Annotated in this window: 18 protein-coding genes and 6 pseudogenes; 6 read left to right on the top strand and 18 right to left on the bottom strand. The window is 59.8% G+C overall.

Annotated features, from left to right (window positions below; all coding sequences use genetic code 11):
* Positions 1-8: 8 nt before the first annotated feature.
* A pseudogene (groEL, locus tag IVA79_RS31605) lies at positions 9-403 on the top strand (chaperonin GroEL); the annotation flags it as partial.
* Between the two features lie 966 nt (positions 404-1369).
* Here groEL and IVA79_RS31610 read toward each other — a convergent pair.
* From IVA79_RS31610 to IVA79_RS31620, 3 genes and pseudogenes are all read right to left on the bottom strand, one after another.
* Positions 1370-1881 (bottom strand): annotated as a pseudogene (locus IVA79_RS31610) (transposase); the annotation flags it as partial.
* 565 nt (positions 1882-2446) lie between these two features.
* A pseudogene (locus tag IVA79_RS31615) lies at positions 2447-2855 on the bottom strand (hypothetical protein).
* A 26-nt stretch (positions 2856-2881) separates the two neighbouring features.
* Positions 2882-3082 (bottom strand): hypothetical protein, encoded by a 201-nt coding sequence (locus IVA79_RS31620; protein ID WP_247560509.1) that lies wholly within the window; start codon positions 3080-3082, stop codon positions 2882-2884.
* 1397 nt (positions 3083-4479) lie between these two features.
* On the opposite strand from IVA79_RS31620, the pseudogene IVA79_RS31625 reads away from it, so the two are divergent.
* A pseudogene (locus IVA79_RS31625) lies at positions 4480-4896 on the top strand (aldehyde dehydrogenase family protein); the annotation flags it as partial.
* Between the two features lie 331 nt (positions 4897-5227).
* Here IVA79_RS31625 and ald read toward each other — a convergent pair.
* The gene (gene ald / locus IVA79_RS31630; protein WP_247560511.1) at positions 5228-6340 is read right to left on the bottom strand and encodes an alanine dehydrogenase; all 1113 of its coding nucleotides are present in this window, start codon (positions 6338-6340) and stop codon (positions 5228-5230) included.
* A 375-nt stretch (positions 6341-6715) separates the two neighbouring features.
* Here ald and IVA79_RS31635 point away from each other — a divergent pair.
* The 4 genes and pseudogenes from IVA79_RS31635 to IVA79_RS31650 all read left to right on the top strand — a co-directional run.
* Positions 6716-7629, top strand: a pseudogene (locus IVA79_RS31635) (IS630 family transposase); the annotation flags it as partial.
* 547 nt (positions 7630-8176) lie between these two features.
* On the top strand, positions 8177-8434 hold the full coding sequence (locus tag IVA79_RS31640) for a LuxR C-terminal-related transcriptional regulator (protein ID WP_247560513.1): 258 nt from the start codon (positions 8177-8179) through the stop codon (positions 8432-8434).
* Positions 8435-8500: 66 nt separating this feature from the next.
* Positions 8501-8870 (top strand): annotated as a pseudogene (locus IVA79_RS31645) (acyl-homoserine-lactone synthase); the annotation flags it as partial.
* On the top strand, positions 8857-9051 hold the full coding sequence (locus IVA79_RS31650) for an acyl-homoserine-lactone synthase (RefSeq protein WP_256465676.1): 195 nt from the start codon (positions 8857-8859) through the stop codon (positions 9049-9051). The pseudogene IVA79_RS31645 and the gene IVA79_RS31650, both read left to right, overlap by 14 nt.
* 130 nt (positions 9052-9181) lie before the next feature.
* Here the strand turns inward: IVA79_RS31650 and IVA79_RS31655 are convergent, their stop codons facing one another.
* The 14 genes from IVA79_RS31655 to IVA79_RS31720 all read right to left on the bottom strand — a co-directional run bounded on the left by IVA79_RS31655 (position 9182) and on the right by IVA79_RS31720 (position 22185).
* Positions 9182-9424, bottom strand: a complete 243-nt coding sequence (locus IVA79_RS31655) for a DUF2274 domain-containing protein (protein WP_247560515.1) — start codon at positions 9422-9424, stop codon at positions 9182-9184.
* Between the two features lie 5 nt (positions 9425-9429).
* On the bottom strand, positions 9430-10635 hold the full coding sequence (locus IVA79_RS31660; protein WP_247560517.1) for a TrbI/VirB10 family protein: 1206 nt from the start codon (positions 10633-10635) through the stop codon (positions 9430-9432).
* Positions 10632-11606, bottom strand: coding sequence for a P-type conjugative transfer protein TrbG (gene trbG / locus IVA79_RS31665; protein WP_247560520.1), 975 nt, complete (start codon positions 11604-11606; stop codon positions 10632-10634). The genes IVA79_RS31660 and trbG overlap by 4 nt, the downstream gene beginning before the upstream one ends.
* 1 nt (position 11607) lies before the next feature.
* Positions 11608-12288 carry a conjugal transfer protein TrbF gene (trbF, locus tag IVA79_RS31670; RefSeq protein ID WP_247278012.1) on the bottom strand — a complete coding sequence of 227 codons (681 nt, stop codon included), beginning with the start codon at positions 12286-12288 and terminating at the stop codon, positions 11608-11610.
* Positions 12289-12339: 51 nt separating this feature from the next.
* Positions 12340-13572 carry a P-type conjugative transfer protein TrbL gene (gene trbL / locus IVA79_RS31675; RefSeq protein WP_247560522.1) on the bottom strand — a complete coding sequence of 411 codons (1233 nt, stop codon included), beginning with the start codon at positions 13570-13572 and terminating at the stop codon, positions 12340-12342.
* Between the two features lie 3 nt (positions 13573-13575).
* Positions 13576-13947 (bottom strand): putative entry exclusion protein TrbK-alt, encoded by a 372-nt coding sequence (gene trbK-alt, locus IVA79_RS31680; RefSeq protein ID WP_247560524.1) that lies wholly within the window; start codon positions 13945-13947, stop codon positions 13576-13578.
* A gap of 19 nt (positions 13948-13966) precedes the next feature.
* Entirely contained in the window at positions 13967-14701 is a 735-nt protein-coding gene (gene trbJ / locus IVA79_RS31685; protein ID WP_247560526.1) for a P-type conjugative transfer protein TrbJ, read from the bottom strand.
* Positions 14701-17133, bottom strand: a complete 2433-nt coding sequence (trbE, locus tag IVA79_RS31690; RefSeq protein WP_247560528.1) for a conjugal transfer protein TrbE — start codon at positions 17131-17133, stop codon at positions 14701-14703. The genes trbJ and trbE overlap by 1 nt, the downstream gene beginning before the upstream one ends.
* Before the next feature lie 8 nt (positions 17134-17141).
* Positions 17142-17405: a VirB3 family type IV secretion system protein gene (locus tag IVA79_RS31695; protein ID WP_247560530.1), complete on the bottom strand. Its 264-nt coding sequence runs from the start codon at positions 17403-17405 to the stop codon at positions 17142-17144.
* Positions 17405-17725, bottom strand: a complete 321-nt coding sequence (locus IVA79_RS31700; RefSeq protein ID WP_247278044.1) for a TrbC/VirB2 family protein — start codon at positions 17723-17725, stop codon at positions 17405-17407. The genes IVA79_RS31695 and IVA79_RS31700 overlap by 1 nt, the downstream gene beginning before the upstream one ends.
* Before the next feature lie 2 nt (positions 17726-17727).
* The gene (trbB, locus tag IVA79_RS31705; protein WP_247560532.1) at positions 17728-18648 is read right to left on the bottom strand and encodes a P-type conjugative transfer ATPase TrbB; all 921 of its coding nucleotides are present in this window, start codon (positions 18646-18648) and stop codon (positions 17728-17730) included.
* Between the two features lie 490 nt (positions 18649-19138).
* Entirely contained in the window at positions 19139-20434 is a 1296-nt protein-coding gene (gene dctA, locus IVA79_RS31710; RefSeq protein ID WP_247560534.1) for a C4-dicarboxylate transporter DctA, read from the bottom strand.
* A gap of 69 nt (positions 20435-20503) precedes the next feature.
* Complete coding sequence (locus IVA79_RS31715) at positions 20504-20974, bottom strand: hypothetical protein (protein ID WP_247560536.1); 471 nt, start codon at positions 20972-20974, stop codon at positions 20504-20506.
* Positions 20971-22185: a TlpA disulfide reductase family protein gene (locus IVA79_RS31720; protein ID WP_247560538.1), complete on the bottom strand. Its 1215-nt coding sequence runs from the start codon at positions 22183-22185 to the stop codon at positions 20971-20973. The genes IVA79_RS31715 and IVA79_RS31720 overlap by 4 nt, the downstream gene beginning before the upstream one ends.
* Positions 22186-22287 lie beyond the last annotated feature (102 nt).

Genomic DNA, 22287 nt, shown 5'->3' on the forward strand with positions numbered 1-22287 from the left:
CAGGCGAAGGCGGCCAGGCGATCTCGGAAGATCTCGGCATCAAGCTGGAGAACGTCACGCTCAACACGCTCGGTCGCACCAGGAAGTTGATGATCGACAAGGAGAACACCACGATCGTCAACGGCACGGGCAGAAGGCCGACATCGAGGCGCGCGTGGCCCAGATCAAGGCTCAGATCGAGGAGACCACCTCGGACTACGACCTTGAGAAGCTTCAGGAGCGTCTCGCCAAGCTCGGCGCCGTCGCGGTGTCCGCGTTGGCGGCGCGACTGAAGTCGAAGGAGCGCAAGGATCGCGTTGATGACGCGATGCATGCGACCCGCGCGGCTATCGAGCAGGGCATCGTCCTGGGCAGCGGCGTCGCCCTGCTCCGTGCCTCCGAGCAGCCCAAGGGCCTGCGCACTGTTCCAAAGGCATCAGGATCACACCGCTCAGCGGCGCCTTCAAGTCATTCCGGCAGAAAAAAAGCAGAAGAGCTCTTCGCGAGGCACATCAAGCTGGCCAAGGTGGCAAGTCGGCGGTCGAAAAAACTTATGGCCATTGGCGTCAGAGGCGATACGAGGCCTTAAATTGCTTAAGCTCTATAAGAACACGAAGGCGAATAGGCTGGAACATAGGAGCATTATCCAGCGGCGGTCACCCCCAGGAGGCGGCCGGAAACAAAATCATGCTCGCGCATGAGCGCCCCTAGTTGCGTCCTGAATTGCAACCGGGCCCCTTTCCTGCGCCCGCGCGGTCAGTTCTTATCCTGATTTTGCACATAATTCCGGCTGTTGCGCCTCGAGAATGCATTTCTTGAGCACCGCACAAGGCTATTCGGCCGCGTTGCAGCACGAATGATCGCTATTGCTTTCGGCTCAGCAAACGGCACCTGAAGAGCGGCGCGACATCCTGCCCGCGACGCGTGTCGTTTGGGCCGGATGTGAGGGGTTCACAATTGCGATATGGGTTCTGAGGTAGTTTTTGGTCATGCGTGGGTCTCTGATTTTCCTTGTTGGTTTTGCAATCATCTTGGCGGCGCGCGGGCAGCAGCAAGAACGCTTCGTGTTGCGCCCGACCGCGGCCACGCCGCCGGTCAGCGTTCCTTGAGAGCAAGCGCACGGAACGTGTCAGGGACATGATGATCATTTGGGGCACTTAACTGGTCAATTAGATCCGACGGGCCATCCGCCGGCGGAGATCGTGAGAGTCCAGGTCGATTGCGCTGGCCTCGTTAGCCAGCAGTTACTCTGCGCTTGCGCGGAGGCAACTCAGCCAGTCTGTCGTGCCGAGTTGGCGCAGCGGCACTTAACTCTCGCAGCACAAGCTTCGGCGCGTCTCGGCCGAGCCCTGTCCGGACTGGCAAGACTCTGGGTGATGCTGTTTCGCACGGCATGCAGCAGCTTGCCGTCCGCCGGGAAGGTGACGGCTTTGGGCTGCACCGTGGTATCCACCGTGACCCGCTGGGGATCGCGCCTGCGCAGTGCCCCGGCGTAGTGCGCCACCCTCAGGCTCTCGGCCAGCAGAAGGTCGAGCTTGTCACCAAAGCGCGTGCGCCAATGGCTGAGATCCGAGCGCTCGTGCGGAAACTCATGCTGGAAAAACGGCTCGCCGGTGAAGCGCTGGAATACGGATCATGGACCCAGCGATCGCACGCGCCTTCGTCGGAGAGGCCATAAATGTGCTTGAGCAGCAGCAGCCCAACCACGAGGCGGGTCTCGATCCCAGGGCGGCCCTTGTCGCTGTACAGCGGTGCAATCTGCGCATCGATCCAATCTCAGTTGACCTTGTCGGCGAGCTGCACCAGCTCGTGCTTCATGTTGATGATCTGGTCGAGCCTGGCACGAAATAGATCGCCTTCTTCCGTCGCTTTCGGCTTTTCGGTCGCATCGGCTCCTCCGATACGGCCATCGAATCAGGCTTTCGCGATTCGACGGAATCTCAAACTGCAAGTTGCAGGCTTCTGATGCTCAAACCTATCAAAGCCTGCAATCCGAAACGCGCCAACGTCCGGAAAACCGGCTCCTGATCAGCACCTTAGGCGCTGTTCACGGACGACGGTCTAAGAGGGATGCTTCAAGAACGAGGCGGGAGCGGATTGACGTGAGGCAATGCGAACCAAGCGTGTCGGCCATCGATCGCTTTATGCCGAGCGGCATCAGCGCTCAGATACTGTTGCCGGAGAGGCGGCGAGACTCCCAGGCACTCCGTCCCACTTGCCGCGCCTGCGCGTGGCACCAGCCAACCGGCTCACGCGCCGATAATCGAGGTCCATACAATGGCGCACTGCCATCCCGGGATCTTGGACCTGATCGAAGCAACGGAACCTTTTCCCCGATATGTGCTGAGATATCAGCACTTCTCGTTCCAGCTCTCCAATAAACATTTCGAACTCCAAAACGGCATCGAAAATTCTCCGTCGGCAACCTGATCGTCGGGCGCGGCCTTAATCGCCTAGATGGTCCGGTCTAAGAGTGCGGTGCGCACGTTCGGCTCTTAGAGGACCGGCGCCGCCCCAGTCGTTCAGGCTGGCGCCGACGTACTTCGACAGAATGGGATCGTGCCGGCACTGGCGATGGCAGCTCAGGAGCTCTCGTGTCCTCTGGCTGGACTTGGGGCGGGCTAGGGCGCGGCTCCATCAGTTCGAGCACCGCTCGTCCCTTGTCCGTGATGCGCCACCCTCCATTCACACGCTCGACCAGTCGCTGCGGAAAAAAGGTTGAGCTCGGGCACGCGGGCGCCCATTCTCTTGGTGCGCGCCGCGCAATCGGGACCGCTCGTGGCCAAAATGGCCATGTCTCGCTTGAGGTCCGGCATGGATGCGAACCCGTCCGGGTAGCTCACAAGGATCTTCAACACCGTGACCTGGAAGTTCACATGAGCACTATCACTGTTGTCCGCACCTACCGCCACATTGTTGGCGCAGAGCGAAGAGCTTCCATGCCGACCTGCCTAAGGCGGTCCGCCGTGACCTCACCTCTGTTGGCCGCGTCCAAGATCTTGGAAGCGACATGGGCCCGAGTGCCGGTTTCGTTGCGAGGCAGACCCTCGCAAACCTCCTCAAGAACAGCATGCAAAAGCGCAGTGGTCGTTGCGTCCAACACTTTGGCGACTCCGCAAGGCGCAAAGAATGGTAGCACGAGGACTAGCTGATTCCACGACTATGAACTTCACCACAGTTGCCGTTATTCGTTGATTGCCTGAAACGTCGCGGCCGTGTCCTCCTCACGGAGGATAGTTGTGATGCTCTTGCTCCGCCAGGCCAGTGCCGAGGAACCACCTCCGCTATGGAATTCAGCCCCGGAGAGGCTCTTTTTGACGATTTTCGTCGCGATGGCTGGTCCTCGCCGCGTTACATGAACTCTTTCTCGTGGCGGCGCATCTTCAGCATCAATATCGCGCGCTGAGGCTAATTGAGCTCGTTCACCCACTGCTCAACTGCGCGCGCGGCCATTCGTAAGTTACCTTGAACTCCTTAATCCTCGTTGAAGCCAAGGTTTCGTTGGGCCGAGACCACGTTCGGGAAGCGTGTGCATAGAGATTAATGACAGACCGCAGGGAGGTCGCCTCCCTCATGGGGTCATCGTCGTGCAAATCGGTCACGAATCCCTCAACACGACTGGATGCTGCGAGCTGGCGCTCAGATTATCGGCATGCTTCTTGATCGATTCTTCACTGGGCTTGCGCTCGAATTCGGTTGCAATTTGCCCGGATTCCAAGAAGGTTGTGACAACGATACGACATGATCTTTGAATTCGTTGCTGGCATTCGACTCACGTTGCGCCACGCTCCCGTAGAGCATGCGGTAGTGCAGATTGCGCCTGTGACAATGCCCCCTGAAATCTCCGGCAGTGCCAGCTGTTCGCGTAGCCCAACGTGGAATCCGCGACGCGGTGATGATCTTTAGCGAATTCTGATCGCGACTTTGCGCATTTTGCCCTTCAGATGACTTGTCCGGACGCGCCCGACGCTGGTTCGCACTGTCGCGACGCGGAACTATCCTGCTAAATCGCCGAGCTCAACGTTTCTCTGCCGCTCGTTGACGAGTGCTGACTAATTTAGATTGATGCTGAAACCGAGCTATCGAGGGTGTGGACGCGTACACCGAGCGAGTGTTCGATGGCCTCAATGAACAGTACGCAAGTTCGAACACTCTCGCGAGAAACGCTTCGAGATAATAGTTGCTGCGAACTTGACGAAATCTGCGCACAAAAACTGCAAGATATGGCTGCGAATGCCTCCAATCCTCCCAGGTAAATGAGTATCCGATATCCGCTTGCACGATCTGACGACGTTGTGTGCAAGATTGGAGTTCCAGTGAGTTCATTTACTTGCCGAGCTCCTATTCAGTGCCCTTCGGGGCGTTTCCTCCCTGACTCGGCCGCGCGATATCTCGCGCGGCCTTTTTTCACGCTCGACGAAGACCTGATTGCTCGGATTTGAAAACCTCCCGACCGCCGCCACACAACCCACGCAATGCTCGTCCATCCTGCGCTAGCGTCTGAAGGACCCGTCACTTCTGCGGGAGACTGCTACATTGATGGCGCCTGAGTCGGCTCACCTCGCCGTTGGTAAGAACAACCTGGCGATCGGCATTGAGTTCGCCAAACTGCTGCAGCTCTCGGTCGACGGCTGCACGAGAGCCGTGGAGGCTGCTGAACGAGCGCTCTCTGCATGGGCTAAGCTCAGAGCCAAGCAACGTTCCAACATCCTGCGCAAATGGTACGAATTGATCATCGCCAATCGCGAGGATCTCGCGCTAATCCTGACCTCCAAGCAGGGCAAGCCGCTCTCCGAGTCGCTAGGCGAAGTCGATATCGGTGGCGCCTATGTCGAGTTCTACACCGAAGAGGCGCGCCGCATCTATGGCGAAACGATTCCCTCGCCGAGCCCGGATGCAAGGCTGCTTGCGATCAAGGCCACCGGGCCTGAGCCTTGCGTATCCGTCGTATGCTGGAGCGCCCGCTTGGATCGGAACGCTGGAAGGATGATGTGCCCGACCGCGCCGCGAATGAGCTTTAGCTGCTGGTTGAACGCGCGGCGCAGGCACTAGCTGTCGTCCGTTCCATCGCACCCGCATTCAAGGACCTCGGGCACGTTGACGCCCTTGCGCTTGGCTAAGCCTTCCGTCAATCAAGTTGGGTAGAGGACTTCCATCTCCAAGCTGTCGCTCATACTCGGCACACAAAAAGGGCCACTCTGATGAGCGGCCCAGGTCTGCGACGAAACGTCCCGTCGGACCTCTAGGATCAGGCCGCGGCCTGTTCAATCGGCGAGAAGGGAAGACCAAGACTCTCGGCGACAGCCTTATAGGTTAGTCGGCCCCGATAGACATTCAGGCCTGCGCGCAGATGCGGATTTTCGAGTACAGCTGCAAATCCTCTACCGGCGAGAGCCAAACCAAAAGGCAGCGTAGCGTTGTTGAGTGCCTGGCTTGAGGTGAGCGGCACAGCTCCCGGCATGTTTGCGACACAATAGTGGATAACGCCATCCACCTCATAGGTTGGATCGGCATGTGTCGTTGCACGCGATGTCTCGAAACATCCGCCCTGATCGATCGCTACGTCCACGATCACGGAGCGTTTGCGCATCGAACTCAACATACCGCGGCTGACCAGTTTCGGCGCGCTCGCGCCAGGAACGAGGACGGCACCAATGACAACATCCGCCGCGAATACCTCTTCTTCAACGGCGTCAATCGTCGAGAATCTGGTACGTACTCGCCCTTCGAACAGTTCATCCAGTTCGCGAAGCCTGGTAATCGAACGGTCGAGGATCGTGACCTCAGCACCCAAGCCTGCCGCCATGCGTGCAGCGTGAGTGCCGACAACGCCCCCGCCGATCACCACAATGCGAGCGGGTGGCACGCCCGGTACCCCGCCAATCAGCAGTCCCCGTCCACCCGCGTACCGCTTCAGCGCCGCACCCGCGGCTTCAATCGCAAGTCTTCCCGCAACCTCGCTCATAGGGGCAAGCAGTGGAAGGCCACCGTGCGCGTCGGTCACAGTTTCATAGGCAATTGCGGTGCAGCCAGAGTTCATGAGGCCCTTCGCCTGGTCCGGATCCGGAGCCAAATGCAGATAAGTGAAGAGGATCTGGTTTTCTCGAAGCTGCGTCCATTCGGAGGGCTGTGGCTCTTTGACTTTCACGATCATTTCGCTCGACGCGAATACCTCGCGAGCAGAGGTCGCAATCGTCGCGCCAGCTTTGCGGTAGTTATCATCTGTCGCGCCAATCCCGGCGCCAGCGTTGCTCTCGACCAATACGCTGTGGCCAGCTGCAACGTATTCGCGGACGGCCCCAGGCGTCAGGCCGACGCGGTATTCGTGCGTCTTGATTTCCTTGGGAACACCGACCTTCATTTGCAATCTCCTTGGTGAGCAGTTCGTTGTAATCGGAAGAGCGGTACAAACCTGCGAAGCGAGAAGCTAAATAGCGCAGTAATCCGGCGATCTTCCCCGCCTGCTTGCAGGATTTCGAACAGACGACCGAAAACCGTCGAGTTGGCGGGGATGCTACCACAGGGTGGCAAGACCTGATGCGGCCCCAGCAGCCCAAACCAGGCACTCGTGATCAGGATTGATCTACGCCGGACTGGATCGACTTCTTCGTTGTTTTGCCTCATTCGCAACGATGCTCGATTCGCTAGGAGCATGTTGTTTTTGACCGGAATCGGGATTCCCAGCGGGAACGATTTCTGATTCAACCTCCATGCTGGAGGGCGGAGGCCAGCATGGATGACGCGACCCTATTCGGAAGACATCCGGGAACGGGCTCTAGCGCGAGCTGACGCAGGGGAAACGGTTCGTTCTATTGCCGAGGCGCTCCAGATCAGCCCCTCCTGCGTGACGAAGTGGAAGAACCTTAGGCGTGATACCGGAGGCCTGGCGCCCGGCCAGATCGGCGGCCACAAGAAGCGGGTTCTGTCGGATGCCAACGCCGACTAGCTGCGCAAACGCATTCGCTCGGGGCCATTCACCTTGCGCAAGCTGACGCAGGAGCTGGCCGCACGGGTGATCAAGACAGACGTGCGGGCGGTGTGGACTTTTGTTCACGCCGAGGGGCTCAGCTTCAAAAAAACGCTTCTACCAGCCGAGCAGGATCGCCCAGACGTCGCACGTAAGCGGACCCGCTGGAAAGCGCATCAAGGCAGGATCGACATTGCGCGGTTGGTGTTTATCGACGAGACGTGGATCAAAACCAATATGGCACCGCTGCGCGGCTGGGGGCCTTGTGGGCAGCGCCTCCAAGCCTCTGCACCTTTCGGCCATGGGAAGATCATGACCTTCATCGCGGCGCTGCGTCACGATCGGATCAGCGCGCCTTGGGTGATCGATGGTCCCATCAATGGTGAGCTCTTCACCCTGTACGTCGAGAACTCGCGCCGGGCGAGATCGTCATCCTCGACAATCTTGGCAGCCACAAGGGCAAAGCGGCTCGCCAAGCCATCCGCGCCAGAGGCGCCCACCGTATCTTCTTGCCGCCCTACAGCCCTGACCTCAACCCGATCGAGCGGGTCTTCGCCAAACTCAAACACCTCATGCGAGCCGCAGAGCCTCGTGACGTGGAGGCAACCTGGCGGAAGGTTGGTGAACTCCTCGATCTCTTCTCCGAGGAGGAGTGCACCAACTACTTCAGAAACTCAGGCTATGTTTTTCCGTGTAAATACAGCATGCTTCTAACACGAGTAGCGCTTGCGAGGAGGCCCGCGGGTTCATCAAAGATGGATCGGGTTTTTCAAAGGTTTGCTGAACGATTGACCGAAAGCAACGCATCAAGACGCAGCTCAGCAGAGCATGGCTGAGGTCGCCGCTGCGCTCAAACTGTCGTGCTTCGCATATATCGCTCTTCCCGTGAGCCGGGCAGTGCTCCCAACGTGATCTCGACATATCCCCTCCTGGACCGCCGTCTATCTGCAGCGTGGCTACGAATCCGTCGATCCGGGGTGCGTCGGGCAATGCGCCAGCCTAAGCCCTTCCGATGGGGGCTTGGATTTGAAGCGCGAAATCGGTCGGAGTCCGAACGCGCTTTGTTCGAAGAAATCCACGATGACAAGGGCGTAATCGCCACGCTGAGCTTTGCAAGTGACGAGCGTCGAACTGGTTTCGAGCGCGCGCTTGTCGAGCACGCCTAGAGCCTGCGATTAGTCGCAAACGCTTTTACATGAGCATGCAAAACGCTTCTGGACGATTGATCGCATGATCGGCGGCGTGGTGCTGTCTCCTCGCGAGTGCCAGTGTCTCGAATGCTCCGCGCGCGGTAAATCGGCTAGGGAGATCGGGATCATTCTCGGCATCGCAGAGCAACCGCGGGATTTCACCTGGACAACGCCCGTGCGAAGCTGGTGTCAGCTCGCTTCGTCAAGCGATCGTGCGGTTCACCGAATCAAAATCTCGAAAATGAAACACCGGCCTTCCATAAACACCTGTGGAACTGCACAGGATGCGCTTGCCTAGGCCTTCTGCTTAGTTGCCGAAACGAAGCAGGGGGCAAAAATGATGCAGCTCATCACGCCGGAGTACATGGAAGTCGACAAGTTTGACGTCCTTGAGCGGTGGATCTACTGAACCGCTCGGGAGCCGGACGTATTCAAGGTTGCGTCCGGCTTTTGCCTTCGACCGGTCCAACCATGCTGGGGACATCTTCCCGATCCTGCTGGACGGCCAGCCGGCGCCACGAAGCGATCGGATCTGGGGGAGCAGCCGATTCGCGCTCGATGTTCCCGCGGATGCGCCGAAGGCGAGCGGCGGACTTGCTGCTGCCAGTTACGAGCTGTTTGCGGGCATAATTGAATTCGGCCTTTCCATTGAATTGATCGAAATCGTCGCTGTGACCGACGCCCGCATGGAGCGCATTCTTCGCCGGGCCGGATGGCCCCTTGGCAGGGTGGGAAAACACGGGGAATTCGTCCCACGATCTCGCCGAGATGCACCGGCTGCGCTACCGCGTTTTCAAGCAACGCCTGGATTGGACCGTCGAGGTCAGCGGCAACACCTATGTCGGACTCGAGCACGAGGCTTATTCCTGTCTTCATGCTGATCAGCCTTTTGATGATGCCGTGACTGACGAGTAACATCAGGAATTCCTGCAGGGCCGGGTCTCATTGCCGGCGTGCCGATAGGCAGAAAACTCGAATCGGTTCGCACCCGCGCCATTGCGCAGCTCTCGGTAGACAAGGTCCGCCAAATTCGCCTCTCCGAGCGCTATTCCTCGCCTTCGATCGGTCGCTGACGCGCGCGGCGCGCTTTCCGGAAGCTCCTGTCGGCCGCCATGAACCGGGCCAGCATGGGCGCGATAAGCTTGGCCGGATCTCCGATCGGCTGAGCGGTCTCCTGTGCAAGGATCTGGGCATATGCCACGAGATCCCTGTGCACGCTCGCGGGCAGTTCATGCGTAATCTTGATCGGCTTGTCGTCTTCGATTGCTCCGAGCTTAAGCTTTGCCATCGTCCTCAACCTCTATACGGTTCGAGCATCAGGTCACGGTTGACGATCACCCGCACCGGAAATCCCTGACGGATCGTCAAAGTCGGCTGTATGTTGAGATTGCGGCGGACAACCTGCTGGCCTGTTTGATTGATCGAATCCCCAGCTCCACGGCGGAGGGCGGCAATGAGATCGTTGTTGGTATTGCCGTTATCCGCCCCGGAATTCACCTCCGTGCCGACGGAAAGCAGCGTCGAAAGAGCGGCCGCCCCCAACAGTTCCTTCCAATGATTGTCGACCTCGTCCTCAAGACCAGAGAAGCCTGCCGCATCTGCACCGGGCTGCCGTTCCAGAACAATCGACCTCCCATTCGGCATGATAAGGCGCGTCCAGACCAGGAGCACGCGCGACTGCCCAAATGCGACCTGGCTATCGTAGCTCCCGATCAGCCTTGCTCCCTGGGGGATAAGGCGAGCTCGCCCGGTAGGAGAATCGTACACCGATTCTGTGACTTGCGCCGTGATCTGGCCAGGCAGGTCGGAGCGGATTCCTGTGATGAGAGCGGCCGGAATGACCGTTCCGGCCTGAACGACAAAAGGCGAAGCCGGCCTCACAAGGCGATCGGAGCTTGTCGTCCGACGATCGACCGTTGCACTGACGAACGCAAGCTTTCGGTCTTGGCCATTCTGAGCAAATGCTTCGTCGGATGATGGCACGCCGCTCGAACGGGCTTCGCTCGATGAAGTGGCGGGGGCTTGTGGCCGGACATTGGTGCTGGCAAATACCTTGCTGGTCCGTGCCGCCTCGCTCTCCTGATTGACACGCTGCTGTTCGGCATCAATACCGAGCGAGCTGGATGTCGAAGAGCCCTGTGCTGCGACGATCGGCCGACCGAGATCACCGGGCAAAGGCGGCCCCAGGCGCGGCACGTCCTTCGGGATCTCGGTGTAATCCTTCGGTAAGGTCGCGAGCTGATCGGCGACGTTATGGTGGTCAGTCGCGTAAAGCTCCTCGGGTGCTGAAGTACCTGACCGTTTCTCGTGCAGCGCCCAGAGCACCGCGCCAGTGATCAGCGCGAGCACAAGGGCGCTGCCGCCGATAAGGACTTTCCGCGAGAGGCGCGCAACTTTTGGCCGATCCGGCCGGAGCCGCAGGGTTTCGGCAATCTCTTCCGGCGGCTTGCCGCGAGGCGCTTCCTTTGGTGTATCGATCGCCTGGTCCGTATCGTTCAAAGCGACCTCCCGTCGGTTCGCACGATCCTGACCTTCTGCTGGTGCTCCTCGCCCAGCCTCAGTTCCGCGGCCGCGAACAGCCGGTCAACAATTAGCACATTTCCGTAAGCGCGGTAGTTGACGATCTCGGTTTTGCCGTCGGGCCCGATCACGAAGAGCGGCGGCATCTCGCCCTGACTGACGCCGGGGGAGAATTCAATGTAGGTTTTTCGGCCGTCATCATAAGCGTTGACGGGACGCCAAGGCGGGCTGTCGCCCTCGATGGCGTAGCGGTAGCGGCGCGCCGGCAGGTCCGGAATAAAGGGTGCCGGCGGTAAAGCTCGAGCTCGCCCGCCAGGATCCGGCGGATAGAACCAGGCGACCGAGGGCATATAGGGCTTTTCGTTGGCGCGAAGCTCGATCAGGTAAGTACGGCGATCAGTATTGACGACGAGGTTGGTCTCGATCGAGGGACGGGTGGGCTTGACCATGATGTGAACGCGGCGGGCGACGCCGCTGCCACTCTCGGTGTCGCCGACCACCCAGCGGACGGTATCGCCTGCGGCGAGCGGTCCTGAGCCGATCAGCTGCTCACCGGGCTCGAGCGCAATGTCCGTAATTTGCCCCGGCGCGGCATAGATCTGGTAGAGCGCGCCCGGACTATAGGAAAACACTTGCACCGCATTGTAGTAGCCGGCTTTGCGAGGCTGCACGCGTGCAGCGTCATTTGCGGTTTCGATGCGCTCGACAGGCTCCTGGGCCTCTGCGCTCTTGCCGCCTCGTGCAGCCTTCCAGGTCGGTGGCACATGTAGCGGTCGCGGGCGATCATCGGCAAGCGCCGGCAAGTCCGGTGCCGGCGGGAGCTCGTTGTCGTAGCTGATTTGCGGCGGCCTGAAGGTCGTGCAGCCGCCGAGCGTCGAGACACAGACCAGAAGAGCCAGAGGCAAGCACGGCCGCGCTTTTCGTGACACAAAAACAAGACCTGACGGCATGTTAGCCGAGCTCCTTTGACCAGTTGATAGCGTTGACGTAGATGCCAAGGGGATTTTTGCGTAGGCGATCCAGATCGCGAGGCATTTCCACGACGATGGTAAGGATGGCAGTCCACCGTTCCGTTGCGGCAAGTTGACCGTTATCGTAGCGGCGCTCGATCCAGGCGAGGCGAAAGCTCTCAGGCGAGGCTCGGATAACGCTCGAGACCTCGATCGCGATTTGAGACTTTCCGAGCTTGGCGAAGGGGTCGTTGTTGCGGGCATAGTCGTTGAGCGCGGCGGCGCCGCGATCGGTCGTGAAGTCGTAGGCACGCAGCCAGTTCTCGCGGAGGACAATCGCGTCCATCGGCAAACCGCGGACGTGCTCGATGAAGCGCGCCAGGTGAAACGCTATTTGCGGGTCCGTCGGCTGGTAGGCAGCATTTGCAGGGGCAAGTGCTTTCGCTTCACCCAATTGATCGACCTCAACCACCCAGGGCGTGATCGTGCCATGGGCTGATTGCCAGACCAGAGCTCCAGCAAAGCCCGCGGAGAGGAACAGGCAGCCGAATGCCATGAGCCGCCAGTTCTTGGCCTGGACTCGTGCTGCACCAATGCGGTCATCCCAGACTTGAGCTGCGCGTTGATAGGGCGTGACCGGCTCCGGCGTGCGGCCATAGTGAACGGCCGATCGTTTGAACATTTGTCTGACCTCAAGGCATGGTTGGAAATGGATTTTGGAGAGACAGCGAACTCAGCGATTGTCTTGTGAGAGGTCCACCGATGCGCCGTTCCCGCCGTGATCGCCTGACCGAACCGCGTGCGTGGCCGCTGATGCTCCCTGTTGGATGGTCTGCGCACGCTTCATACGCCGAACCCAGGCTGGCGGACTGTCGGGGGCGGCCGAGGAGCCCCCCTCCTCCTGACCGACATGACCAGTCGCTCGTCCAAGGCCGGCTGCGAGCGAACGCAAGGGACTTGCCGCGCCTGGCGCGCTCGCCTCGACGCCGGAGCTTCCCGCCCGCAACATGTTCGTCGCGCCACTTGCAATCGCGCTTACACCGCGCAGCGAGCCCGCAATCGCGCCGGCGGCAAGACCTGCAGCGCCGGCGGCAGCGCCAGCTCCTGCCGCGATCACCCCACCGGCAGCGAGGCCCGTGCCGACGGCGGTGCCTGCGCCAAGCTGCGGACCTCCGGAGACGATGCCATTGGCGATACCGGGGCCGAAGATGCCAAGGCCCAAGAGGGCGAGCGCGCCCAGGACAAGTGCCATCGTATTCTCGATGGTCGGCTGGTTGCCGCCAAAGCCGCTCGTGAACTGCGAGAACAAGGTCGACCCGATGCCCACGATGACGGCAAGGACCAGAACCTTGACCCCCGATGAGATGACATTGCCCAGCACCCGTTCAGCCGCAAAAGCGGTCTTGCCGAAGAGGCCGAAGGGAATCAGGACGAACCCGGCAAGTGTCGTCAGCTTGAATTCGATGAGGGTCACGAACAGCTGGATCGCCAGGATAAAGAACGCGAGCAGCACCACGATCCAAGCAAACAGCAGGACCACGATTTGAACGAAATTCTCAAAGAAGCTGACATAGCCCATCAGCCCAGAGATGGAGTCCAGGATTGGCCGGCCTGCATCAAGGCCTACCTGCGCAATGCGGCCCGGCCTTAGGAAATCTGCTGACGAAAGGCTTGTCCCTGAGGCTTTCAGACCTAACCCCGCAAAACTTTCGAAGACGATCCGGGCGAGGTTATTCCAATTGCCAACCAGGTAAGCAAAGACGCCGACAAACAAGGTTTTCTTGACCAGCCGGGCGATGATGTCCTCGTCCGTTCCGAATGACCAGAACAGGCCAGCCAGGGTGATGTCGATTGCAGCCAGCGTTGTGGCGACATATCCGACTTCGCCCCCGAGGAGACCGAATCCGGAATCGATGTAGCGGGTGAAAGTTTCTAGAAACTGGTCGATGACGCCCGTGCCGCCCATGGCTCACTCGCTTTGGCTCGGAATGGAGGAAAAGCCGGACGGGAGGCGACCTTCGTCTTTACGCGGGACTGGAGAGGGGAATGGCGCCGCGCCGGTCCGGCTATGCGAACCATCAGTTGACCTGCTTCCGCCTAAGAACTGATTGCGCTGCTCGGCCCAGATCTTCTGGCATTCAAGCAGAGCGTCTTTCTGCTCGTAGGTGACGATACGGCATTGCTCGAGCTTTGCTGCGGTCAAATCCGATTTTGAGGTTAGAGAGACGGAAGACTGGGTCGCGCTCTCGTCGGTGCGCAGGCGAATGGCGCAGGCGGCAACCAACAGGACAGCAAGACCAGCTGCTGCCGCGACAGGTAGTCGTTCAAATCGTATTTTCATGATCAGTGGAACATCTGCATCAGTGGAACATCTGCACGGTTGTCGGTTGATAGTTTTGGCCCGGATTGAGAAAGCGCCGCAGCTGCTCCCTACCCTGCTCCTGCGCTGCAGCCCGTTGGGCGGATTCGAGCGTCTGTGCGCGACCTTGCGCGGCAACAGTCGCCGTAAGGTCAGCAAGCTGCTGGGCTTGCAGCGCAAGGAGCTGGTTGCCGGCCTGACTTGCCTGGAGCGCACCCGCTGCGCCCTGGCTCGCCGTCACGAGGGCGGACATCTGGATGCGGTTGGCGTCGAGATTGCCAACAACGCTCGCTTGGACCCTCATGGCGTCCTGCAGTCCGGCAACTGAGTTCTGCCAGCGTGTTTGGGCATTTGCGACCAGGAGCCCATCGGACATGCTCGCCGATGCCGGCGCATAAGTGGTGGAAAACGCGCGATCGATCTGCTGGACGTCGTAGGCAATCCGCTGCGCCTGCGAGAGTAGCTGCTGGGTGCGTTGAATCGACTTCTCGAGCTGTTGCAAGGATGAATAAGGCAGGCTCGCCAGGTTCTTCGCCTGATTGATCAGCATCTGCGCTTGGTTCTGGAGCGAAGTGATCTGATTGTTGATCTGCTGCAGCTCACGCGCGGCCGTCAGCACATTCTGAACGTAGTTGTTGGGATCGAACACGATCCACTGCGCCTTCGCTTCGCGGGGCGCTTGGATCATGGTCATGGCGATGATACTTGCTGCCAGAAGCGGGCGGATACGGCTCATCAGAGCGCTCCTTGTTTGGCGAACTGCGGAATGAGATTGCAGGCCCAGCCGAGGTCGCGCGCCTTGAGCCAGCCGGTGACGAACTCGTCCCTTCCGTGCTCGGCAAGCACCCGATCAATCAAAGCCTGGTCGGCTTTGGACGAGGCGGCGGCGAAGGCGAGCGCGATTTCGCCAAGTCCGAGCTCGAACAGGCGGTTGCCGCGGCGCGATTGGCAGTAGTAGTCCCGCTTCGGAGTGGCGCGGGCGAGGATCTCGATCTGCCGGTCGTTCAGCCCAAAGCGACGGTAAATCGCCATGATCTGCGGCTCGATGGCGCGATCGTTTGGCAAAAGGATGCGGGTCGGGCAGCTCTCGATGATGGCAGGCGCGATTTTGGAGCCATCGATATCGGCAAGCGATTGGGTCGCAAACACGACCGAGGCGTTCTTTTTGCGGAGGGTTTTGAGCCACTCGCGGAGCTTGCCGGCAAAATCGGCGTCATCGAGCGCAAGCCAGCCTTCGTCGATGATGAGCAGTGTCGGACGGCCGTCAAAGCGGTCCTCGATCCGGTGAAACAGATAGGCCAGAACTGCGGGCGCGACAGAGGTCCCGATCAATCCGTCGGTCTCGAACACCTGGACGGAGGCTTCACCCAGCCGTTCATATTCGCCGTCGAGCAAAAAGGCGTATGGACCACCGAGGCAGTAGGGCTGCAGCGCGCGCTTGAGAGCGTTGGACTGCAGAAGAACGGAGAACCCAGTCAGAGTCCGCTCCTTAACTGGTGCCGAGGCGAGTGAGGTCAACGCCGACCAGACATGATCCTTGGTCTCAGGGGTGACTTCGATCCGCTCGCGCGTCAGGATCGATGCGATCCAGTCGGATGCCCAGCCTCGCTCGCCGACATCGTCGATGCCTGCAAGCGGCTGGAGCGAGACGAATTCTGAGGATTCCAGGGCGCCGCCGAGATCATGCCAGTCGCCCCCCGTGGCGATGGCCGATGCGCGGATCGAGCCTCCGAAGTCGAACGCGAAGATCTGCGCCTCGCGATAGCGGCGGAACTGCAGCGCCATGAGCGCCAGCAGCACCGACTTACCGGCGCCCGTCGGCCCGATGACCATGGTGTGGCCGACATCTCCGACATGCAGAGAAAACCGGAATGGCGTGGAACCCTCAGTCTTACCGAAGAACAATGGGGGCGCGTTGAGGTGGTGATCCCTCACCTCTCCGGCCCATACGGCAGATAGCGGGATCATATGGGCGAGGTTCAGGGTCGAGACCGGCGGCTGGCGTACGTTTGCGTAAGTTTGTCCCGGCAGGCTGCCGAGCCAGGCTTCGACGGCATTGACCGTCTCGGCCATGCAGGTGAAGTCGCGGCCTTGTACGACCTTTTCGGCGAGGCGGAGCTTTTCGTCGGCTGCGCGAGGATCCCCGTCCCAGACCGTGACCGTTGCCGTAACGAAGACCTGTGCGATCTGATCCGAGCCCAATTCCTGGAGCGCACTGTCGGCGTCCATCGCCTTGTTGTGAGCATCGGTATCCAGAAGCGCGGAGGCCTCGTTCGTCATCACCTCCTTCAGGATCGCCGCGATCGACTTGCGCTTGGCAAACCATTGCCGCCTGATCCTGGTGAGGAGCTTTGTGGCATCTGTCTTGTCGAGCATGATCGCCCGCGTGGACCAGCGATACGGGAATGCCAGTCGGTTCAGGTCGTCGAGAATTCCGGGCGTGGTCGCGGTCGGAAAGCCCACGAGCGTCAGAACGCGCAGATGCGCCTCGCCCAGCATGGGCTCGAGACCTCCTGTCAGGGATTGATCGGCAAGCAACGCATCGAGATACATCGGAATTTCTGGCACGCGCACGCGATGCCGTTTGGTCGAGACCGTCGAATGCAGGTAGGTCAGCGTTTGCTCGTCATCGAGCCAGCCACATTCCGGCATGAAACCCTCGACGAGCTGCAGGACGCGGCCGGTCCGGTCGACAAAGCCGGCAAGCACCTCGCGCGCATCCGCTCCCGCAGCGCGATGGCTGCCCTCGTATAGCAGACGCTCCGCCACGGCCGCACTCTCTGCCGGAGGCAGATAGAGGAAAGTCAGATAGTAGCTCGACTCATAGTGGCTGCCGGCCTCCTCGAATTGCGCTTTCCGCTCCGCATCCACCAGCGCCGAGGCGACGTCCGGGAATGTATCCGGCGGATAGCGTCCTGCCGAATGCCGTTGCGCCTCGACGAAGACGGCCCACCCCGATCCGAGGCGACGGAGCGCATTGTTGAGGCGGCCTGCGACAGCAACAAGCTCGGCCGGCACTGAGCTGTCGAGATCCGGCCCTCTGAACCGGGCCGTTCGCTGAAAGGATCCATCCTTGTTGAGAATGACGCCCTCATCGACCAGGGCCGCCCAAGGCAGGAAGTCGGCAAGGCGCGTGTTTGAACGGCGATATTCGGCAAGATTCATCATAGGCAACTCTAGGACCTGAGGTGGCTTGGAATACGGACGTGCCGGCGCACGACTTCCACGAAATCGGGATCGCGTTTTGCGGCCCAGATGGCGGCCATGTGGCCGACGAACCAGAGGAGAAGGCCGGCAACCCACAGGCGCAGCCCAAGACCGAGTGCCGCCGCTAACGTGCCGTTGGCGATCGCCACGGCGCGCGGCGCGCCGCCCATCAGGATAGGCTCGGTGAGCGCACGATGCACGGGCACGATAAAGCCTGCGATAGGCTCCTCCATTAGATCACCACGCCGCCGCCGAAGGAGAAGAAAGACAGAAAGAAGCTTGATGCCGCAAAGGCGATGGACAGACCGAACACGATCTGAACCAGGCGACGAAAGCCACCAGACGTGTCGCCAAATGCGAGCGAGAGCCCGGTCACAATGATGATGATCACCGCAATAATCTTGGCGACGGGACCCTCGACCGATTGCAAAATCTGGTTGAGCGGTTGCTCCCACGGCATATTTGAGCCAGCGGCGCACGCCGGGATACTGCTCAGCCAAAGGGTCACAATTGCCGTGGCCGGAATGCTGGCGCGGCGGAGAGATGAAGGCATCGTCATGATCGGTCTCCAATTGCAGAAAGGCTGTAATCACCTGATGCTTCTAAGCCGGTGACGCGGGCGAGCTCGCTCAAGCGGCGTTCGGCGCCGCGGCCGCTGAGCACCGCGATTACGTTGATTGTTTCGGCGATAAGCGGCCGGGGGACTGTGACGACAGCTTCCTGGACTAGCTGCTCGAGTCGGCGTAGCGCCCCGAGCGCCGTTCCGGCATGGATCGTGCCGATTCCGCCCGGATGTCCGGTGCCCCAGGCCTTGAGCAAATCGAGAGCCTCGGCTCCGCGCACCTCACCAATGGGAATTCGATCGGGACGCAGACGAAGCGACGAACGGACCAGGTCGGAGAGCGAGATCAAGCCGTCCTTCGTGCGGAGCGCCACGAGGTTTGGCGCCAAGCACTGAAGCTCGCGCGTATCTTCGATGAGAACGACACGGTCAGTCGTTTTAGCCACCTCGGCGAGAAGGGCATTGGTCAGTGTCGTCTTGCCGGTCGAGGTGCCGCCGGCGACCAGAATGTTCTTACGCGCGCAAACTGCATGCCTCAATGCACCGGCCTGGTCCGGCGTCATAATGCCGACTGCGACGTAATCCTCGAGGCTGAACACGGCGACCGCCGGCTTTCGGATCGCAAATGTTGGCGCGGCCACGACCGGCGGCAGTAGCCCCTCGAATCGCTCCCCCGTCTCGGGCAGCTCGGCAGAAATCCGTGGGCTCCCGGGATGAACCTCGGCACCCACGTAGTGAGCCACCACGCGGATGATTCGCTCTCCGTCAGAAGGGGATATATTCTTGCCAGTATCCGTAAGGCCGCTCGACAGTCGGTCGATCCACAGTCGGCCGTCGGGATTGAGCATCACCTCGACGATTGCCGGATCTTCCAAAAACCATGCGATGGCGGGCCCCAACGCGGTACGCAGCATACGCGCTCCGCGCAAGTTCGCTTCTGAATCAAAAGAATGGATCGCCACGATTTGCCCCAAGCTGCTGAGGCCGCTTCGGCGCCCTCATCTGAAGGCCAATAAAAGATAGGTCGTGTCTTACCGCAACAAAGGGAATATGCCGTTCGTAGTCTAGCGTAGAAAAAGGAACATTTGAAAAGAGCGTCGGCTTGATGCGCCGACCCCTCGACGGCGAGGCGAGAAATCGAACCACTGTCGCTCGCGCGCGTAGGCACGATTGAGCTCCCGCTTTTGGAGGAAGCTCAAACCCGGGATAATGAACCACATCAGCCGGCGGGCTGCCGCAGGTACCAATGCCGACGCTGGTCTGGTGCACCACCGTGAGCGTAATGACCCTGCACCATTCCCGCTGGAATCAGGCTGGCCCTGTACTGCACGACGATTGCCCCCCAGAATGCAGGTATTCAAAGAGTGATTTCTAGTCCGCAATGGCCGAGCTGAGATCGCAGATCTACTTGAGCTGCGCGTGTAGGGAGACATGGTCGAGTTCACCTTCCCACCACGACACAAACACCGCGGCAATACCGTTTCCGATGATGTTGGTAAGCGCGCGCACCTCGCTCATGAACTTGTCGATCGAGAATACGATCGCAATGCCCGGGACGAGGTCAGGACTGACCACGGTCAATGTTGCGGCCAGGGTGACGAACCCGGCACCGGTAACACCACTTGCGCCCTTCGAGGTGAGCATCGCCACAACCAGTATCGTGAGCTGCTGGCCGAAGTCGAGATCGACCCCGAGCGCCTGCGCGATGAACAAGGTCGCCAACGTCATGTAAATGTTCGTCCCATCCAAATTGAAAGAGTATCCTGTCGGCACCACCAGGCCAACGACCGGCTTGGAACAGCCCAGCCGTTCGAGTTTTTCCATCAACTGCGGCAGCGCGCTTTCGGACGACGACGTCCCGAGGACGATCATCAGCTCATCCTTGATGTAAACGATGAACTTTATAATAGAAAAACCGACCAAGTGCGCGACCAGACCAAGCACAATGATCACGAAGAGCCCGGCTGTCACGTAGAACAGCGCAACCAAGCCGATGAGTTTACCGAGCGCGGACGGTCCGAATTCGCCGATAGTGTAGGCCATGGCGCCGAACGCCCCGATTGGCGCTGCCTTCATTACGATCCTAATGACACCAAACACCGCGTGTGCAGCATCGTCGACCAGACTGCGCATCCGCTCACCCCGCTCGCCAAGCGCCATCAGCGAGAACCCGAATAGGATGGCAAACAGCAGCACCTGTAGCACGTCGCCTCGGGCCAGAGCGCCAACTACGCTATCCGGAATAATATTAAGGAGGAAATCGACCGCCTTCTGCCCTTCCGCTCTTTTGACGTAGTTGGCTACCGCCGCGGCATCAGCCCTGGGAGGCAGCCCATGGCCGGCCTGAACGAGATTGCCCATCACGAGACCAAGGATCAGCGCGAAGGTTGAAACGATCTCGAAGTAAAGTAGCGCCTTGACGCCGACTCGGCCGACCTTTCGTGCATCCTGAACATGCGCAATTCCGGACACAACAGTGCAGAAGATGATCGGCGCGATCACCATTTTGATCAGCTTGATGAATCCGTCACCAAGCGCTTTGACCCAGCTGTTCGTCCCCACAGCAGGCCACAACCAGCCAACGAGAACGCCAATCAGGATCGCGATAAGTACCTGGACATAAAGAACATTGTACCAGGGGCCAGATGGCCGGAACAGGGCGGCGGCTTTGACAGAGCGGCGCTGGCGGTGATTGTGCATCACGCTCGACCGGGCGCCGTGGTACCAAAGACGGGTGACAATGAAGGCACGGCTTCGCTCAGTGTTGCCTTAGCGCGGCGCGCACAGGGCACTGACCGCTTTAAATGGCCCCGTCCGTTGCCAGGGTTTGCCGCCTCTCCCGAATGGGCTTGTGGCCAACGCGAAACGAAGTGCTGAATCCCTTCTGAAACCAGCGATAAAAACTTGAGAAAGCTTCCTTGAGAGTTGGAATTCATCAACGTCACCACCCATTTCAATCTTTTTTGGTTGTTCGAAGATGCCACCAGCATCTTGTAAGACGTCACCTTTAGCAGCCGGCGACCACTCTTCACCTGGACAGGCATTCTCGCCGCTATCGCACCGGATCGCGACGTACGTTGAATAAACATTCACCGTAAAGAAGTTGTGGTGGTGCGGCTCGCCTGCGCCCCTCACTCGTCCTATCCTCACCTCAGGTGAATGCCCCGACATCCCCAAAGGCATCGACGTCGATCGCAAAACCACAAGGGCCGAGAAGACATGGCCAGCAGCATTGCTCACGCTGCCTCCCTTGGCGATCCCGGCCGCGGCTTTTCGGGAGCTGTGTTTTGCGGTGTCGAACAACACTCCTCGTAACAGAGCTTCTCACTCCTGTAGCTCGCCAAGGCCTGGAGGGAGCACTGCACGAGATCCCGTTTCGCTACATCCGAGGCAGGCGCTGCATCCAGCCATTTCAGCGCCACCTCGACCAATTCGATCGCGCGATCCCTGTTACCGGTCTCGTAATAGTACCGAGCGACCGCCCCGTACGAGAGGAACTTCGCGCCCTCACTGCCTTGGGGCGGATTCGCCGCCAGGATGTGTTCGGAGAGGTCCCTGCCCATGGCAAAGCGCTCGGCATGTGGGAAACCGGAGTAGTCTTTCGCGGGGTCGAAGAGTTGGCGGATGGCCACGCTCATCCAAACCACGGATTTCTTGTCGATCGCATCGCGAACCAATTGGCGCAATACCGCCAGGCCGGCCCGCATGTCGCGTATCTTGTGAAGCAACAATTCCGCATGAAGCCCACGAAAGGTGACATCGTCCGGCATCGCAGCGAGTGCCTCCTCAACCCCTGAAAGGGCTGCCGCCCAATCCTTACTGTTCATGGCGGCTTCAAGTCTGGCAAAAATCGGCTCCACCAGCGCTCGCTTCTGCGATAGTTCTCGCTTTCTGCGTCGACCCTTGGTTATCCTCTCCGCATCCAGGGCTTGGGCTTCGTCGCTCACTGCCCAGGAGCCGTTCAGAAGTTTGGGCAACGCGTTATCGAGTTGCGTCGGATGGCCGATAAAGGCGAAGCGGCCGTCACGATCGATCACGAACGACGAGGGAATCCCGACAGAAAAGCTGGGATCCATCCAAAGCTTGTTCATTTCGCCGGAGTAGTCGAATGCGATCGCGAAGTTCAGATTTGGCAAGCTCTTCGTCAACCAAGCGTCCAAGCTGGCTCGCGCTTCATCTGCCGTCGAAGCTTGTTCGTGAGCCGCGATGCCTACCACCTCAACTCCGCTGCTCCTGTATTTGCTTTGCAGGATCACCAAATTCTGCATCGAGGCGATACATGGTCCGCACCACGTCGCCCAAAACTCGATGATGTATACTTTCCCAAGTTCGAACGTTGTAACGGGCTGGCCACGTAGCCAGTCCTCAACTTTGATGGAGGGAGCCGGCGAACCGACTCTCAGCACATTCTCCGCACCGACTTGACTTGCGCTCTCAGTCACACTGGTCATTGCTCAAATTCGCTTTACCTGGCTCTGCGGAAAACAACAGCAAGTCGCATGCCAGCCAGCGCTCATTGATATTACGCATTTTTCGTATCATTCCTGTCGACC

The organism is Bradyrhizobium sp. 138 (genome assembly GCF_023074075.1).
Classification (GTDB): domain Bacteria; phylum Pseudomonadota; class Alphaproteobacteria; order Rhizobiales; family Xanthobacteraceae; genus Bradyrhizobium.

Coding starts and splice junctions, on each gene's coding strand:
- ald (WP_247560511.1), bottom strand. CDS start 6,340: ATGAAGGTCGGTGTTCCCAAGGAAATCAAGACGCACGAATACCGCGTC.
- IVA79_RS31640 (WP_247560513.1), top strand. CDS start 8,177: ATGATCGGCGGCGTGGTGCTGTCTCCTCGCGAGTGCCAGTGTCTCGAA.
- IVA79_RS31655 (WP_247560515.1), bottom strand. CDS start 9,424: ATGGCAAAGCTTAAGCTCGGAGCAATCGAAGACGACAAGCCGATCAAG.
- trbG (WP_247560520.1), bottom strand. CDS start 11,606: ATGCCGTCAGGTCTTGTTTTTGTGTCACGAAAAGCGCGGCCGTGCTTG.
- trbF (WP_247278012.1), bottom strand. CDS start 12,288: ATGTTCAAACGATCGGCCGTTCACTATGGCCGCACGCCGGAGCCGGTC.
- trbL (WP_247560522.1), bottom strand. CDS start 13,572: ATGGGCGGCACGGGCGTCATCGACCAGTTTCTAGAAACTTTCACCCGC.
- trbK-alt (WP_247560524.1), bottom strand. CDS start 13,947: ATGAAAATACGATTTGAACGACTACCTGTCGCGGCAGCAGCTGGTCTT.
- trbJ (WP_247560526.1), bottom strand. CDS start 14,701: ATGAGCCGTATCCGCCCGCTTCTGGCAGCAAGTATCATCGCCATGACC.
- trbE (WP_247560528.1), bottom strand. CDS start 17,133: ATGATGAATCTTGCCGAATATCGCCGTTCAAACACGCGCCTTGCCGAC.
- IVA79_RS31695 (WP_247560530.1), bottom strand. CDS start 17,405: ATGGAGGAGCCTATCGCAGGCTTTATCGTGCCCGTGCATCGTGCGCTC.
- IVA79_RS31700 (WP_247278044.1), bottom strand. CDS start 17,725: ATGCCTTCATCTCTCCGCCGCGCCAGCATTCCGGCCACGGCAATTGTG.
- trbB (WP_247560532.1), bottom strand. CDS start 18,648: ATGCTGCGTACCGCGTTGGGGCCCGCCATCGCATGGTTTTTGGAAGAT.
- dctA (WP_247560534.1), bottom strand. CDS start 20,434: ATGCACAATCACCGCCAGCGCCGCTCTGTCAAAGCCGCCGCCCTGTTC.
- IVA79_RS31720 (WP_247560538.1), bottom strand. CDS start 22,185: ATGACCAGTGTGACTGAGAGCGCAAGTCAAGTCGGTGCGGAGAATGTG.